We start from the raw sequence: 14,907 nt of genomic DNA, 5'->3' as shown, positions 1-14,907 counted from the left end.
CGCGTCAGGGGCCGTGCGTCGTGTACGTGCTGTGCGGGCCGTCGACGCGCTCCCACGCTTCCCCGACGCCCATGCGCGGGGCTTCGCAGGCGCCCTGCGGGGCGCTCGTGCCGCGCTCGCGCAGAATCTCCCGGGCCCGCACCTCGCCCAGGCTCATGGCGTACCAGGGTGTGTCCGAGGACCGCAGCGCGTCCTCGATGTTCCACAGGGCGCAGGAGCGCAGCGGCTCGGGCAGTGTGTCGAGGGCCGGTACGGCGTCGGCGGAGAGTCCCTGGAGGCAGTCGAGGTCGATGGTCCGGTCCGCGCGGTACCGCTGGACGTTCTGGTCCGCGATCAGACCGTCGGGCGACACCAGCCCCAACGCCGGCACCGCGGCGGCCGCGCTCGCGGCGACGGCACGCGGCAGCAGACGAGGCCCGAGCACGGTGAAGACCGTGATCAGAACGAGGACCACGCCCAGCCAGAGCTCCGCCGCGGCCACGGAGACGCGCAGCCGCGTCAGACCGTACGCGTCGACGTACAGGGCCATGCGCCGCAGCGCGGACGCCACGACGACCAGGGTGAGCAGACAGAGCGCGCCGAGCACGCTCCGTACGAGGGTGCGGTCCCCGGGCCGTCCGCGCGGGGCCCGCCGCAGCGCGAACACGATCACCAGCAGGGTGAGGATCGTGGCCCGGAGAAGCCGCCAGAAGCCCTGCCGGGCGTACTGGGCGGCTGAGGTCGGTCTCGGCCATCACCGTGTCGTCGCCGCCGAGCAGCACGGTCAGCTGGACGGCGACGAACGCGGCGAACAGCAGGTCCAGCACGTCGAGCGGCAGCGCCCATTCAAGCCGCCCGCGCGCCTTGCCGGGCCGGACGGCGACGCCGTCCCAGTGCGCCGGGGCCGCCGCCGTGTGGGCGGCGGCCAGCGCGCCCACCAGGCCGACCGCGCACAGGAACAGCCGCCAGGGGCTGCCCGCCGGGGACACGTCGGGGATCAGGGCGCCGAGCACGTCGGCGAAGGCGGCGTCGGCGCTCGCGAACGGGGTGCCGAACACGACGAGGAGGACGCCCGCCACGGCGGCGGTACGGAGTGCGGTGCCCCAGCGGTTCCGGGAGTCGGCCATGCGCTCGCGCACGCCCCGCCCGCCCCAGGCCAGCCCGTCCGCGATGGAGGTGAACAGGCCCAGCGAACCGAGGAAAACGCCCAGCCAGCCACGGCCGCCGTGCAGGGCGAGCGAGCCCAGCGCCACGGCCGACGCGACGGCGAGGAAGGCGGGCCATCCGGCGTCCCGCAGCGCCGGGACGGTGAGGAGCACCAGGCCACCGGCCGCCCAGACCGCCGTTCGCGGGCGGGGACGGCGGCCGGCGGTTCGTGCGGCGAACCAGGCGCCGAGCGCCGCCGGGACCGCGACCAGCAGCAGATTGACACCGAGGCCGTCGCCCAGCATCAGGCCGCTGAGCAACGCGGTGGCGAGGACGCAGCAGAGCGTCGCGCTCCGGACGGGGGCCGGCGCGGCGCGGCGACGCGGGCGCGGACGGCCCGGAAACGGTGCTCGCCCGCCGGGGGTCGAGCGGTCCGGGAGCGGCGCTCGGCCGCCAGGGATCGGGCGGGGGCTGCGGATCGCCGTGCCCCGCGTGGGCGCGCGGCCCCGGCGGCGCGGGTGGGGCCGGAAGCCTCCGGCACGATGCCGGGCGCACCGCCGCGCGTGATGTCAGGCGCGCTGTCAGGCGTACTGCCGGGCGCGCTGTCACCGGAGCCGGGATCGGCATCGCCGGAGCCGGGCTCGGTGCGGCCGGATCCGGACCCGGACCCGCCGTCGCCAGGGCCGGAGCCGGTGCCGCCGGATCCGGGCTCGTCGCCGTCGTCGGGGCCGGGCTCGTCGCCGTCGCCGGGGCCGGGCCCGGCATCGGCGGGCTCCGGTGGCGCGGTCTTCTTCGCCGTCAGCGCGACCGGTTCCCGATTCTCACCCGCTCCCGCCGGCTCGGGTCGCTCGGCGGCACCGGCGGCGCCGTCCCCCGGCCCGGATTCTTCCGCCGCGTGATCCGCACGCGCTGTGTGGTCGGACAAGGGGACCCCTCCCCCACCGGAGCGCCCGCGCGCACCGCCATTGGGCAGCACGGGGGCACCCCGGCGTCTCATTTCGGCGCACGCCCAACCGGGTGATCACCGGGGCTGCGTGGCCGAAAGAGTAGCCTCCTCTTCCTCGCCTCCTCGTGCGGGGGAAAGCTGTGTCACGACCATGACGCTCGGGGACACTCGGGTCGGTCGCCCATCACGCGCGAGACACCTCTGACGCCGGCCGGTCGGGGCGTCGGCGGTGCCGCGTCGCGGGGTCCGGTGCCGCCGTCCGCCCGGACCGCGTCGCCGAGAAGGCCCGTCGGGAGACCGGTCCGCGGGGAAAAAGGCGTCGGGAGACCGGTCTTAGGGGAAAAGGCGTCGGGACACCGGTCTGCGGAGAAAAAGAAAAGGCGTCGGGACACCGGTCAGCGGACGATGCCGGGCGTCGGGAGGCCGCTCCGCGGAGAGCTCCAGTCGGCTAACGCGGGAGCCAGTCCGGCAGTTCCTCCGTCCGCTCCGACCAGTCGGCCGGTGGCGCGCCCGCCGTGCTCGCCGCGACGATGCCGCCGACGATCGCGCAGGTGGTGTCGACGTCGCCGCCCGCTTGGGCCGTCTCCCAGAAGGCCCGCTCGAAGTCGCCGAGGTTGCGCGCCGCGGACCAGAGGGCGAACGGGACGGTGTCATGGGCGCTGGTGCGTCGCCCGTTGCCGAGGACCGCGGCGACCGTTCCGGTGTCGTCGTAGTCGAGCATGTCGCGGGCCCGTCGCAGCCCGGCGCCGACCGCGCTGCGCGGCACGAGGTCGATCACGCCGTCGAGGAACTCCGTAGGTGAGGGCGGCCCGGGACGCGCCGCGGCCAGCGACGCCGCCGCCGCGACGGCCATCGCGCCCACGACCGCCTCGCGGTGCTGGTGCGTGGTGTACGAGGAGATCTCGGCCTGGTGCGTGGCCTGCTCCGGGTCGTCCGCGTACCAGGCCCCGAGCGGTGCGATCCGCATCGAGGAGCCGTTGCCCCAGGAGCCCTGCCCCTGGAACAGCGCGGACGCCAGCTCACGCCAGTCGCCGCCCTCCCTGACCAGCCGGAGCAGCCGGTTCACGGCGGGCCCGTACCCCCGGTCGAAGTCATGGTGCTCGGCGAAGGAGTGGGCGAGCGCGTCCTGGTCGATCCGCCCGTGCGCCGCCAGCACGGCCACCACCGAGGACGCCATCTCGGTGTCGTCCGTCCACTGCCAGGGGCCGGCGGGCAGCCCGCGCCGCTTCAGCAACGGATGGTTGACCGGTACGAAGAACTGGGACCCCAGCGCGTCTCCCACGGCCAGTCCGCGCAGGCTGGCCAGAGCGCGTGCGAATCGCTGGTCGGAGGCGGGGTCGGCGGTCGTCATCGCCTTCCACTCTATCCGGTGATGGCGCACCTATCCGGTGATGCCGTACGGCTCAGGAACGCGCCAGCGCTCGAACGCCCGGTCGAGGGTGTAGCGCCCGTCCTCTCCGAGTATCAGGGTCCTGGTCTCTCCGTTGCCCGGGTTGGACAGCGACTCGAATTCGGCCACCGACCAGTGGAACCAGCGCATGCAGAACAGACGCATGGTCAGTCCGTGCGTGACCAGCAGGACGTTCGGCGGATGCTCCGGGTCCTCGAAGCTCCGGTGCAGACTCTCCAGGAAGGCGTCGACCCGGTCGTACACGTCGGCCCCGGACTCCCCCTGGGCGAACCGGTAGAAGAAGTGCCCGTAGGCGTCCCGGTACTCCTTCTGCAGCCGCACGTCCTCCCGGTCCTGCCAGTTCCCCCAGTCCTGCTCCCGCAGCCTCGGTTCCTCCCGCACCCGCACCCGCTCCAGGTCCAGATCCAGGGCCCGGAACGTCTCGTGGGTGCGGCGGTAGGGCGAGACATAGACGCTGACCCGTTCGCCGCCGAACGTCTCACGCAGCCGCGCACCGGTCTCCCTGGCCTGGCGGAGCCCGGTCGAGGTGAGCCTCAGCGCGTGGTCCGGCACGCGCTCGTACACCGTGTCGTCTGCGTTGCCCTCGGACTCCCCGTGCCGTACGAGGACGATGCGTTGCGGTCGTGCCATGGTCCGACCCTAAGCGCTGCCCCTCGCCCCGGGCGGGCGGGCGGCGGCCCGCCGCCCGCCGGGGATGGCGGGAAGGACGACGGGACAGCTCTTAGGGTGGGCGGATGGTGATCGAAGTACGTCGTGTCGGCCCGGGTGACGGGGCCGCCCTGGGCGAGATCCACGCCGCGGCCTGGGAGGCGGCCTATGCGCCCTTCTTCGACGCGGAGTTCGCCGCGCGCGGGGTGCGGAGCAGGCGGGTCCGCTGGCACGAGCGGGTCGAACGGCCCACGAGCACGATCCTCCTCGCCGAGCAGGACGGCCGTCCCCTCGCGCTGTCCGTCCACGCCCCCTCCTCGGAACGGCCGGGGCTGGCCGAGCTCCACAGCTTCTACAGCCATCCCGACAGCTGGGGCAGCGGCATCGCGGCGGTCCTGATGGCCGAGACCCTGCGCCGGCTGCACGACGACGGTTTTCCCGGCGTCCATCTGTGGACCCTGCGCGACACCCCGCGGTCCCGCCGCTTCTATGCCAAGTGCGGGTTCGCCGAGAGCGGGGCGGTACGCGCCTTCGACTTCGGCGACGGCAACCCTCTGGAGCAGGTCGAGTACGAACGGGTCGGGCTGACGGCCGCGACGGCCCCCTGACGCCCGCGACGCCCCCGCCCCGGCGCGCTCGCCCGGCGCATACGCCCGGCGTACGCCCGGCACATACGCCGACGTACGCCCGGTGCGGCGGCCGCTCCTACGGCAACGGCAACGGGCGGGGGCCCTCCGCGCCGCCTCCGTCACACCGTCCAGGACGGTTCGAGCTGTACGACGTCCCCCGCCACCGCCGCCACGTCGTCCTCGATCCCGGTCCGCTGGGTCAGCCGCTCGATGCTGCCGGCCCGGTACTTGCCGCGCTCCGCGCTCGACTGCCACATCGACAGCACGAGGAACTCGTGTCCCGGCGCCTCCGCGAACACCCCGCGCAGCATGCCGGGCGATCCGGCCATCGCCGGGTTCCACACCCGCTCCTGCATCAGGGCGAAGTGCTCGACCCGCTCCTCGTGGACCTTGCTGTGGGCCACCCTGACGACGTCCGCGTCGGTGAAGCGCGGCTCAAAGCCGGTCTTCACGTCGAAGCGGTGCTCGAACAGCTTGGTCTGGACGCTGCCACAGGTGGCGGACTGGGCCCCCGCCAGCCGGTCGTGCCCGCGCGCCATGAACGAGTCGTAGAAGACACGGTTCTCCCAGAAGGCGAAGACATGCGCCACATCGGGACGCCCTCGGCTCCAGCCTCCGCCCTGTCCCCGGAATCCCGGCTCTCCCAGCAGCCCCGCCCACTTTCGCTGTTCCCGTTCAAACCCTCGACGGTCCACCACGGTGCAACGAATCCACTTGACCAGCACCGCGCCATCGTACGGTGCCGGGCGTCGGCCTGGTCATGCCACGGCACGTCGGATTCGAACCGGCCGCCCGGATAGGGCAGTTGAGGGACGAGCACCGGACCGAGCCTCACCGCGAGGAAGCGGTCGCGTCCCATCTCCCCCGGCCGCGCCCCACGTTGGCGGCCGGCGTCGGCGACAAACGGAACGCCGATCGCCGCCCCGCCCCCCTCGGCGAGTGCGCCGCCTCCTCGACCGTCACGCCCTCCTTCGCGCCCGCCGGCCGCGTGGCCCGATTCCGTCGGCCTCGCCCAACCCTGTTGGTTCCGTGGTCGGTTGCCGACATGATCGGGGTATGAACGGGCATCGAGGCATGAACGGCCCGGCGGCGAACCAAGGAGGGAAGTCCGATGAGCACGCCCAACAAGGACATCGAGAAGGTCGAGGTCGGACTCAAATGGGATCCCAGTCCCCCCGGCGCTCCGGATCACGACCTCGACATCATCGCGGGCACCTACACCGCCGACTCCCCCTACGGCAGCCCCGCGTATCTCGTGCACTTCGACAGCCGCTCGCCGGACGGCACCATCAACCTCGACCGCGACAGCAGGACCGGCCAGGGCTTCGGCTTCGACGAGGTGATGACCCTGGAGCTGAGCCGGCTGTCGACCGCGTACGCGCGGGTGGTCGTCGGAGTGGTGATCCAGCAGCGGGACGGCCGCAAGACGTTCGACGACATCCCGAACACGGGCGTGCGGGTCCGGGAGGGCTACACCAACCTCTCGGAGGACGACCTCTCCTCGGTGGGCGACGCCACCGCCGCGACCGTCGCGGAGTTCGTCCGCGACGCCTCCGGAGTCTGGAGGTTCCACGGCGCCGTCAGGGGCTTCGACGGGGACCCCGCGTCGTTCACCACGGCGATGGGTAGCCGCCCCACCGGAGCGTGACACGCCCGCCGGTCGTTCTCGGCCGAAGCCCGTGGGGCCCCGACGCGTTCCAGGACCCGCCCCCTCCGGGCACTGCCCGTACCGGCCCGAGGGACGGCCCGGGAGCCCGGAAGCCCGGGAGGGGCGTCGAGGCCGACCGGACCCTCGACCTCATTGCCGAGCGGCCTCGCAGAACCCTGCGGGCGCAGACGCAAATTGACGCGCCGTCATGTCGTCAGCCTCGTTCGAAGCAGTGCTGATGGCCGATCACCGAGAAGCCGCGGCGCTCGTACCAGTGACGCGGCCAGTCCGCCGCGTCGGCGGTCAGGAAGCGCGTACCGCAGCCGCCGTCGACGGCCAGGCGCAGGGCGGCGGCGAGCACGGCGTCGGCGTAACCGCGCCTGCGGTGCGGCTCCCCGGTGATCAGGTCCTCGATCTGGGCCGTCCCGGATGCCGGGTCCAGATAGAGGTCGGCCCAGGCGGCGACTTCCCCTTGCTCCGTACGGGCGCCGATGATCCGGACGTCGTCGGCCCCGCGACGGCGTGCCTCGCGCCGGTCGACGAGGTGGCGTACGACCTCGCTGCCGGCGTCCGGAAGGCGTGCCCGCCACCACTGCGCCAGTGGAGCGCGTATCGCTTCGAGGCCCACCTCCTCCGCCGGTCCGCCGGCCGGGGCCGGGCCTGCGTGCAGCATGATCAGATACGTGGAGTGGGTGTACCCGGACCGGACCAGCGGCTCCGCACACGCCCTTCCGACCTCGTCGTCGAGGACGGAGATCAGTCGATGCGGCAGATGGCCCAGTGCCTCCTCCGCGAGGGCGGGCAGCGCCTCGGCGTCGACGGACGCGTCCGTGGACGCGTCGATGACGACCTGGTTGTTCCCTCGGGAATGGGTGAAGGCGTCGTCGTATACGGCGAACCCGCCGGGTACGGGGACGGTGTGCGCGGCCTGGCGGCGGGCGAAGGCGGAGAGGAAGGCCCTGATCCGCTGAAGCTCTGAAGGCATGTGGGGAGCCTAAAATAAGGGCCGTCCAGTGGTCCCCGGCGGCCCCCGTGGTCCCCGTTCGCAATCCGCCTCGCGGCCGGGCGACGGCACGTGCCACGCGAGGCGGGCGGCCCGGCGTCGCGCGGCGAACGCGCCCCTGCGACCTCGGGACCTCATCCGTGCCGTCGGAATCCGTATCGCCGAAGAGGGCGCCGACCGGTGGTCGGCGCCCTCTCGAACGGATCAGCCCCTCGCGCGGATCAGCGCCCTCGGCGGCGGATGCTCAAGGCCGCGTCGGACGCGATGCCGCCCGTCGCCTCAGCTGCAGCCGCTGGTCGAGCCGCAGCCCTCGCAGATGTAGCAGGAACCGGCGCGCTGCATCTTCGTCCCGCAGGAGAAGCAGAGCGGCGCGTCCGCGCTGATGCCCAGCTGCATCTCGACGAGTTCCGCCGAGGTGTGCGCCGTCTTCGGGGCCGGCCGCTCCGTCTCCTGCGGGGCGGCGACCGCCTTCAGCGGCTCCGTCTGCACCGGGGCGGACTGGGCCAGGCTCTCGACGTCGATCTCGTCGTCCGAGGGCTCGTACGAGCCGGTGTCGAGGTGGCGCTGACGCTCCTCGGCCGAGTGGATGCCCAGCGCCGAGCGGGTCTCGAAGGGCAGGAAGTCCAGCGCGAGACGGCGGAAGATGTAGTCGACGATCGACTGCGCCATCCGCACGTCCGGGTCGTCCGTCATGCCCGCCGGCTCGAAGCGCATGTTGGTGAACTTCGAGACGTACGTCTCCAGCGGGACGCCGTACTGCAGACCGACCGAGACCGCGATGGAGAAGGCGTCCATCATGCCCGCGAGCGTGGAGCCCTGCTTGGACATCTTCAGGAAGACCTCGCCGAGACCGTCGTCCGGGTAGGAGTTGGCGGTCATGTAGCCCTCGGCGCCGCCGACCGTGAAGGAGGTGGTGATGCCCGGGCGGCCCTTGGGGAGGCGCTTGCGGACCGGACGGTACTCCACGACCTTCTCGACCGCGCTGCGGATGGTCTCCTCGGCCTTGGCCGTGACCGCGTCCGTCGCGGACTTCTCCTTCTCCTTGGTCTTCGCGGAGAGGGGCTGGCCGACCTTGCAGTTGTCGCGGTAGATGGCGAGCGCCTTGACGCCCATCTTCCACGCCTCGAAGTAGATCTCCTCGACCTCCTCGACGGTCGCCGACTCCGGCATGTTGACCGTCTTGGACAGGGCGCCGGAGATCCACGGCTGGATCGCGGCCATCATGCGGACGTGGCCCATCGGGGAGATGGCGCGCTCGCCCATGGCGCAGTCGAAGACCTCGTAGTGCTCGGTCTTCAGGCCGGGGGCGTCGACCACGTTGCCGTGCTCGGCGATGTGGGCGACGATCGCCTCGATCTGCTCCTCCTGGTAGCCCAGGCGGCGCAGGGCCTGCGGGACGGTGCCGTTGACGATCTGCATCGAGCCGCCGCCGACCAGCTTCTTGAACTTGACCAGGGCGAGGTCGGGCTCCAGACCGGTGGTGTCGCAGGACATCGCCAGACCGATGGTGCCGGTGGGCGCGATGACCGACGCCTGCGCGTTGCGGAAACCGTTCTTCGCGCCGAGGCGGATCACGTCCTGCCAGGCCTCCGTCGCGGCGGCCCAGATCGGGTTGTCCAGGTCGTCCATGTGGACGGCGGCGGCGTTCGCGTCGGCGTGCTGCTTCATCACGCGCTGGTGCGGCTCGGCGTTGCGGGCGTAGCCGTCGTACGGGCCGACCACGGCGGCGAGTTCGGCGGAGCGCCTGTACGAGGTGCCGGTCATCAGCGAGGTGATGGCGCCGGCGAGGGCACGGCCGCCCTCGCTGTCGTAGGCGTGGCCGGTCGCCATCAGCAGGGCGCCGAGGTTGGCGTAGCCGATGCCGAGCTGGCGGAAGGCGCGGGTGTTCTCGCCGATCTTCTGGGTCGGGAAGTCGGCGAAGCAGATGGAGATGTCCATCGCGGTGATGACCAGCTCGACGACCTTCGAGAAGCGCTCGACGTCGAAGGACTGGTTGCCCTTGCCGTCGTCCTTGAGGAACTTCATGAGGTTCAGCGACGCCAGGTTGCACGAGGTGTTGTCCAGGTGCATGTACTCGCTGCACGGGTTCGAGCCGTTGATCCGGCCGGACTCCGGGCACGTGTGCCAGTGATTGATCGTGTCGTCGTACTGGATGCCCGGGTCGGCGCAGGCCCAGGCCGCCTCGGCCATCTTGCGGAAGAGGGCCTTGGCGTCGACCTCTTCGATGACCTCGCCGGTCATCCGGGCGCGCAGCCCGAACTTGCCGCCGGACTCGACGGCCTTCATGAACTCGTCGTTCACCCGGACCGAGTTGTTGGCGTTCTGGTACTGGACGGACGTGATGTCGTCGCCGCCCAGGTCCATGTCGAAGCCCGCGTCGCGCAGGGCGCGGATCTTCTCCTCCTCCTTCACCTTGGTCTCGATGAAGCCCTCGATGTCGGGGTGGTCGACGTCGAGGATGACCATCTTGGCCGCGCGCCGGGTGGCGCCGCCGGACTTGATCGTGCCGGCGGAGGCGTCGGCTCCGCGCATGAAGGAGACCGGGCCGGAGGCGTTGCCGCCGGAGGAGAGCAGTTCCTTGGAGGAGCGGATGCGGGAGAGGTTCAGGCCGGCGCCGGAACCGCCCTTGAAGATCATGCCCTCTTCCTTGTACCAGTCGAGGATCGACTCCATGGAGTCGTCGACGGACAGGATGAAGCAGGCGGAGACCTGCTGCGGCTGGGGCGTGCCGACGTTGAACCACACCGGCGAGTTGAAGCTGAAGATCTGGTGCAGGAGGGCGTACGCCAGCTCGTGCTCGAAGATCTCGGCGTCCGCGGGAGAGGCGAAGTAACCGTGGTCCTCGCCGGCCTTGCGGTACGTCTTGACGATCCGGTCGATGAGCTGCTTCAGACCGGTCTCGCGCTGCGGGGTGCCGACGGCCCCGCGGAAGTACTTGCTGGTGACGATGTTGACCGCGTTCACCGACCAGAAGTCGGGGAACTCGACGCCGCGCTGCTCGAAGTTGATCGAACCGTCGCGCCAGTTGGTCATGACGACGTCACGGCGCTCCCAGACCACCTCGTCGTACGGATGCACGCCGGGGGTGGTGTGGACGCGCTCGATACGCAGCCCCTTGCTCGCCTTGGAACCCTTGGCTCGGGAACCTCGTGCCGGGCCGCTCGCCGTCTCTGTCATGCCGCCTCCCATATGTGGGCAAAAACGCCCTGAAGTGCCCAGAACTTCCCGGGCACAGTCTGTCTCTGCTGCCCCGCGCGCCACGAAGGACGCCCGGGGCGGGTTCATGAAGCCGTCTGTCGCGCGACCGGACCGCGGGGCCGGCCGCAGGACCGGTCGGCCGCCGCTCAGTCGGCGGCGACGGCGGAAACGGGGGCCGCCAGGGCCGCGCCGGTCCCGCGCTCCTCCGCGGGAGGCCGCTGCTCGCGGAGTTCCGCGATCGCGGCCTCGAAGTCTTCGAGTGTGTCGAACGCCCGGTACACGGACGCGAAACGCAGGTACGCGACGAGGTCGAGTTCCTGCAGGGGGCCGAGAATCGCCAGACCCACGTCATGGGTGGTCAGCTCGGCGCTGCCGGTGGCGCGCACCGCCTCCTCGACCCGCTGGCCGAGCTTGGCGAGGGCGTCCTCGGTGACCGGCCGTCCCTGGCACGCCTTGCGCACGCCCGAGATGACCTTGGTCCGGCTGAAGGGTTCCGTCACGCCGCTGCGCTTGACCACCATCAGCGAGCAGGTCTCCACCGTCGTGAAACGGCGGGAGCAGTCGGGGCACTGGCGACGGCGGCGGATCGACGTGCCGTCGTCGGTGGTGCGGCTGTCGACGACCCGGCTGTCGGGGTGCCTGCAGAAGGGGCAGTGCATGGCTCCGAACCCTCCTTCACAGCACGACTGAACAGCCTCGTCGGACCCCGCCGGGGCCCCTCGAAGCAGTCACAAGCATAGGCGATGGCCACACCCCCGGCTGACCGGGGACCACAACTTCTGGGTGGCCGAAACAATCCAACCACTAGATCTTGGGTTTGGTCGCGCATTTGGCCCTAGCGTGTCGCGTGTCGCGGACAGCCGGCGGGCAGGCGGAGCGGCCGTGCACGAGGGTACGGGAACGACCGGACCGCCGGGCTCGCGGGGCCCGCCTCCGGGGCGCGCGCGACGGGCCGGCGGGGCCCCGCGCGGCGCCCCCGCGGTCGTGGGCCTCACCGTGTCGCGGAGGCTACCGCAATCAATCGGGGAGCGGGGCGGCGGGCGACTCGCCGACGCCGCACGAGCCCCCCGCCGCCCCGGCCGCCGGATGCCACGCCCGGACGGCCCGGGCGTGGCGCGGCCGCCTCCCCCGCCCCCTCACGGCCGCCGGAGACGGTCGCCATGGCGACGGAGAGGGGCGGGGCCGGGCAGGCGCCGCCGGCCACGCTCCGAACGGGGCGCGAGCGGCCACCCGGGCCCGCGCCACGGCCGGAACCGCTGGTCACCGCCGTGCGGCACCGGCTCGCACCCACTCGCGCATACACCCGGCGACGAACCCGCAACAGGCTTTTATTCGTTTTTCACTCGAACGTGTGTTTGGCGCAACCTTTCGAAAGCTACTACCGTTGTCCAGCCAGGGAGACCATTCGAGAGGGGCCGACGTGACCACCACCGCAGACAGTGCCACCATCACCGCCCAGGACCGCTCCCAGAGTCGACTGGAGCCGGTGCGCGCCATGAATGACCACCTCACGAACGCGGAGGGGCCCGAGCCCATGCGCCCAGCGCGCTCGTTGCCCGGTCGCCCCCCAGGCATCCGGGCCGACAGCTCGGGGCTCACGGACCGGCAGCGCCGGGTGATCGAGGTGATCCGGGATTCCGTGCAGCGGCGGGGCTACCCGCCGTCCATGCGGGAGATCGGCCAGGCGGTGGGGCTCTCCAGCACGTCCTCCGTGGCCCACCAGCTGATGGCCCTGGAGCGCAAGGGGTTCCTCCGCCGCGACCCCCACCGCCCCCGCGCGTACGAGGTCCGCGGCTCCGACCAGCCCAGCACCCAGCCCGCCGACACCACCGGCAAGCCCGCCGCCTCCTATGTGCCGCTCGTCGGCCGGATCGCGGCCGGTGGCCCGATTCTCGCCGAGGAGTCGGTCGAGGACGTCTTCCCGCTCCCCCGCCAGCTCGTCGGCGACGGCGAGCTGTTCGTCCTCAAGGTCGTCGGCGACTCGATGGTCGAGGCGGCGATCTGCGACGGCGACTGGGTCACCGTGCGCCGTCAGCCCGTCGCGGAGAACGGCGACATCGTGGCCGCCATGCTGGACGGCGAGGCCACGGTCAAGCGCTTCAAGCGGGAGGACGGTCATGTCTGGCTCCTCCCCCACAACGCCGCGTACCAGCCCATCCCCGGCGACGAGGCGACCATTCTCGGCAAGGTGGTGGCCGTTCTGCGACGGGTCTGACCCCTCGCACGCGCGCCCCGGCATCAGGGCCCCGGACCGACCCAACGGCTCCCGGGGCCCTTCTTCATGCCGCTCCGCGTTCACAGGGCTCCGTGAGGGCTATCGCCCGTCGGCCTTGGCCACCGCGTCGATCGCCGCGAGCGAGCGGCGCACCTGGTTGCGGTCGGTGGTGTACCAGAAGTCGGGCAACGAGGCCCGCAGATAGCTGCCGTACCGGGCGTTGGCCAGCCGGGGGTCGAGGACGGCGACCACGCCCTTGTCGCCCGTGGCCCGTACGAGCCGGCCGGCGCCCTGCGCCATCAGCAGCGCCGCGTGCGTGGCCGCGACGGCCATGAACCCGTTGCCGCCGGCCTCCTCCACCGCCTTCTGGCGTGCGCTCATCAGGGGGTCGTCGGGCCGGGGGAACGGAATCCGGTCCATGACCACCAGCTGGCAGCTGGGGCCGGGCACGTCGACGCCCTGCCAGAGCGACAGCGTGCCGAAGAGACAGGTCCCGGGGTCGGCGGCGAAGTTCTTGATCAGCTCGCCGAGGGTTTCCTCGCCCTGGAGCAGGATCGGCTTGTCGAGCCGGCCGCGCAGCTCCTCCGCGGCCGCCTGGGCCGCCCGCATCGACGAGAACAGCCCGAGCGTGCGCCCGCCCGCGGCCTCGACGAGGTCGGCGAGCTCGTCCAGCATGTCGGTGCGGGACGCCTCCCGGCCGGGGGTGTTCAGGTGCCGGGCGACATACAGGATGCCCTGCTTCGGGTAGTCGAACGGCGACCCGACGTCGAGCCCCTTCCACTGCGGGAGGTCGTCGCCCTCGGTGCCCTCGGGGGCCAGTCCGAGTGAGGCGCCCACCCCGTTGAAGTCCCCGCCGAGCTTGAGGGTGGCCGAGGCGAGCACCACGGAGCGGTCCGTGAAGAGCTTCTCGCGCAGCAGTCCGGAGACGGAGAGCGGCGCGACGCGCAGCGAGGCGCCGAAGCGGTCGTGGCGTTCGTACCAGACCACGTCGTACTCGGAGGCCTGGGTGATCCGCTCGGCGACGCCGTGGATCGTCTCCACCGAGGCGAGCGCCTGCTTGCGGACGGCGTCCTCGTCCTGGACGGACTTGTCACGGGTGGCGCCGATGGCCGAGATCACCGTGCGCGCGGCGTCACGCAGGGCCAGCAGCGCGTAGTTCAGGTCCTCGGGGATCTCCTCCAGGCGGCCCGGGAGCGCCAGCTCCATGACCCGCTCGAAGCCCTCCGATGCGGTCTGGAGGGCGTCGGCCGCCTTCTCGTTCACCAGCTTGGCCGCGCGGCGCACCGCGCGGTTGACCTGGCCGGGCGTGAGCTCGCCGGTGGCCACTCCGGTGACCCGGGAGACCAGTTCGTGGGCCTCGTCGACGATCAGCACCTCGTGCTGCGGAAGCACCGGGGCGCCCTCGATGGCGTCGATGGCGAGGAGGGCGTGGTTGGTGACGACGACGTCGGCGAGCTTGGCCCGCTCACGGGCCTGCTCCGCGAAGCACTCGGCCCCGTAGGCGCACTTGGTGGCGCCCAGGCACTCCCGGGAGGAGACGGAGACCTGTGCCCAGGCGCGGTCGGAGACGCCCGGGGTGAGGTCGTCGCGGTCGCCGCTCTCCGTCTCGTCCGACCAGTCGCGCAGCCTCAGCAGGTCCTGGCCGAGCTTGCTCGACGGCGCCGCGGCCTCGAACTGGTCGAACAGGCCCTCCTCCTCGTCCTGCGGCACCCCTTCGTGGAGCCGGTGCAGGCACAGATAGTTCGACCGGCCCTTGAGCATGGCGAACTGGGGGCGTCTGCGCAGCAGCGGGTGGAGGGCGTCGACCGTGCGCGGAAGGTCGCGTTCCACGAGCTGGCGCTGGAGCGCCAGGGTCGCGGTGGCCACCACGACGCGCTCCCCGTGTGCCAGTGCGGGCACCAGGTAGCCGAGGGACTTGCCGGTGCCGGTGCCGGCCTGGACGAGCAGATGCGAGTTGTCGTCGACGGCCTCGGCGACGGCCTCGGCCATGGCGGCCTGGCCGGGCCGTTCCGAACCGCCGACGGCGGTCACGGCGGCGTGGAGGAGCTCGGGGAGGGATGGCTTCGTCATAGCCCGTCCACCCT

At 72.1% G+C, this 14,907-nt stretch carries 10 protein-coding genes and 1 pseudogene; 3 read left to right on the top strand and 8 right to left on the bottom strand.

Features of this window, described 5'->3' with window-relative positions; genetic code table 11:
- Window positions 1-4: 4 nt before the first annotated feature.
- The 3 genes and pseudogenes from WA762_RS05620 to WA762_RS05610 form a co-directional block, all read right to left on the bottom strand.
- A pseudogene (locus WA762_RS05620) lies at window positions 5-1,890 on the bottom strand (DUF4153 domain-containing protein).
- Window positions 1,891-2,519: 629 nt separating this feature from the next.
- Window positions 2,520-3,422: an ADP-ribosylglycohydrolase family protein gene (locus WA762_RS05615; protein ID WP_335933410.1), complete on the bottom strand. Its 903-nt coding sequence runs from the start codon at window positions 3,420-3,422 to the stop codon at window positions 2,520-2,522.
- A gap of 30 nt (window positions 3,423-3,452) precedes the next feature.
- Entirely contained in the window at window positions 3,453-4,112 is a 660-nt protein-coding gene (locus WA762_RS05610) for a histidine phosphatase family protein (protein WP_335933408.1), read from the bottom strand.
- Between the two features lie 104 nt (window positions 4,113-4,216).
- Between WA762_RS05610 and WA762_RS05605 the strand changes: the two genes are divergently transcribed.
- Window positions 4,217-4,738, top strand: a complete 522-nt coding sequence (locus tag WA762_RS05605) for a GNAT family N-acetyltransferase (protein WP_335933406.1) — start codon at window positions 4,217-4,219, stop codon at window positions 4,736-4,738.
- 140 nt (window positions 4,739-4,878) lie between these two features.
- On the opposite strand, the gene WA762_RS05600 is transcribed toward WA762_RS05605, so the two are convergent.
- Entirely contained in the window at window positions 4,879-5,484 is a 606-nt protein-coding gene (locus tag WA762_RS05600; protein ID WP_335933404.1) for a YdbC family protein, read from the bottom strand.
- Between the two features lie 386 nt (window positions 5,485-5,870).
- On the opposite strand from WA762_RS05600, the gene WA762_RS05595 reads away from it, so the two are divergent.
- Window positions 5,871-6,407, top strand: a complete 537-nt coding sequence (locus WA762_RS05595; RefSeq protein WP_335933402.1) for a TerD family protein — start codon at window positions 5,871-5,873, stop codon at window positions 6,405-6,407.
- Between the two features lie 214 nt (window positions 6,408-6,621).
- Here the strand turns inward: WA762_RS05595 and WA762_RS05590 are convergent, their stop codons facing one another.
- The 3 genes from WA762_RS05590 to nrdR all read right to left on the bottom strand — a co-directional run bounded on the left by WA762_RS05590 (window position 6,622) and on the right by nrdR (window position 11,267).
- The gene (locus WA762_RS05590; protein ID WP_335933400.1) at window positions 6,622-7,392 is read right to left on the bottom strand and encodes a GNAT family N-acetyltransferase; all 771 of its coding nucleotides are present in this window, start codon (window positions 7,390-7,392) and stop codon (window positions 6,622-6,624) included.
- Between the two features lie 297 nt (window positions 7,393-7,689).
- A complete protein-coding gene (locus WA762_RS05585) occupies window positions 7,690-10,587 on the bottom strand; it encodes a vitamin B12-dependent ribonucleotide reductase (RefSeq protein ID WP_335933398.1) in 2,898 nt (965 codons plus the stop codon).
- 167 nt (window positions 10,588-10,754) lie between these two features.
- Window positions 10,755-11,267, bottom strand: coding sequence for a transcriptional regulator NrdR (nrdR, locus tag WA762_RS05580; protein ID WP_335933397.1), 513 nt, complete (start codon window positions 11,265-11,267; stop codon window positions 10,755-10,757).
- 761 nt (window positions 11,268-12,028) lie between these two features.
- On the opposite strand from nrdR, the gene lexA reads away from it, so the two are divergent.
- The gene (gene lexA, locus WA762_RS05575) at window positions 12,029-12,823 is read left to right on the top strand and encodes a transcriptional repressor LexA (RefSeq protein ID WP_335933395.1); all 795 of its coding nucleotides are present in this window, start codon (window positions 12,029-12,031) and stop codon (window positions 12,821-12,823) included.
- Window positions 12,824-12,922: 99 nt separating this feature from the next.
- On the opposite strand, the gene WA762_RS05570 is transcribed toward lexA, so the two are convergent.
- Entirely contained in the window at window positions 12,923-14,893 is a 1,971-nt protein-coding gene (locus WA762_RS05570; RefSeq protein WP_335933393.1) for an ATP-dependent DNA helicase, read from the bottom strand.
- Window positions 14,894-14,907 lie beyond the last annotated feature (14 nt).

The sequence above is a fragment of the Streptomyces tyrfis genome (assembly GCF_037034285.1).
Classification (GTDB): Bacteria; Actinomycetota; Actinomycetes; order Streptomycetales; family Streptomycetaceae; genus Streptomyces.
Note: the sequence above shows the minus strand (reverse complement) of the source record. Positions and strands in the feature narration are given on the sequence as shown.

Excerpts from the sequence above, each read along its gene's own strand:
- WA762_RS05605 (WP_335933406.1), top strand. The coding sequence starts at position 4,217 with ATGGTGATCGAAGTACGTCGTGTCGGCCCGGGTGACGGGGCCGCCCTG.
- WA762_RS05595 (WP_335933402.1), top strand. The coding sequence starts at position 5,871 with ATGAGCACGCCCAACAAGGACATCGAGAAGGTCGAGGTCGGACTCAAA.
- WA762_RS05585 (WP_335933398.1), bottom strand. The coding sequence starts at position 10,587 with ATGACAGAGACGGCGAGCGGCCCGGCACGAGGTTCCCGAGCCAAGGGT.
- WA762_RS05590 (WP_335933400.1), bottom strand. The coding sequence starts at position 7,392 with ATGCCTTCAGAGCTTCAGCGGATCAGGGCCTTCCTCTCCGCCTTCGCC.
- WA762_RS05615 (WP_335933410.1), bottom strand. The coding sequence starts at position 3,422 with ATGACGACCGCCGACCCCGCCTCCGACCAGCGATTCGCACGCGCTCTG.
- nrdR (WP_335933397.1), bottom strand. The coding sequence starts at position 11,267 with ATGCACTGCCCCTTCTGCAGGCACCCCGACAGCCGGGTCGTCGACAGC.
- WA762_RS05570 (WP_335933393.1), bottom strand. The coding sequence starts at position 14,893 with ATGACGAAGCCATCCCTCCCCGAGCTCCTCCACGCCGCCGTGACCGCC.
- WA762_RS05610 (WP_335933408.1), bottom strand. The coding sequence starts at position 4,112 with ATGGCACGACCGCAACGCATCGTCCTCGTACGGCACGGGGAGTCCGAG.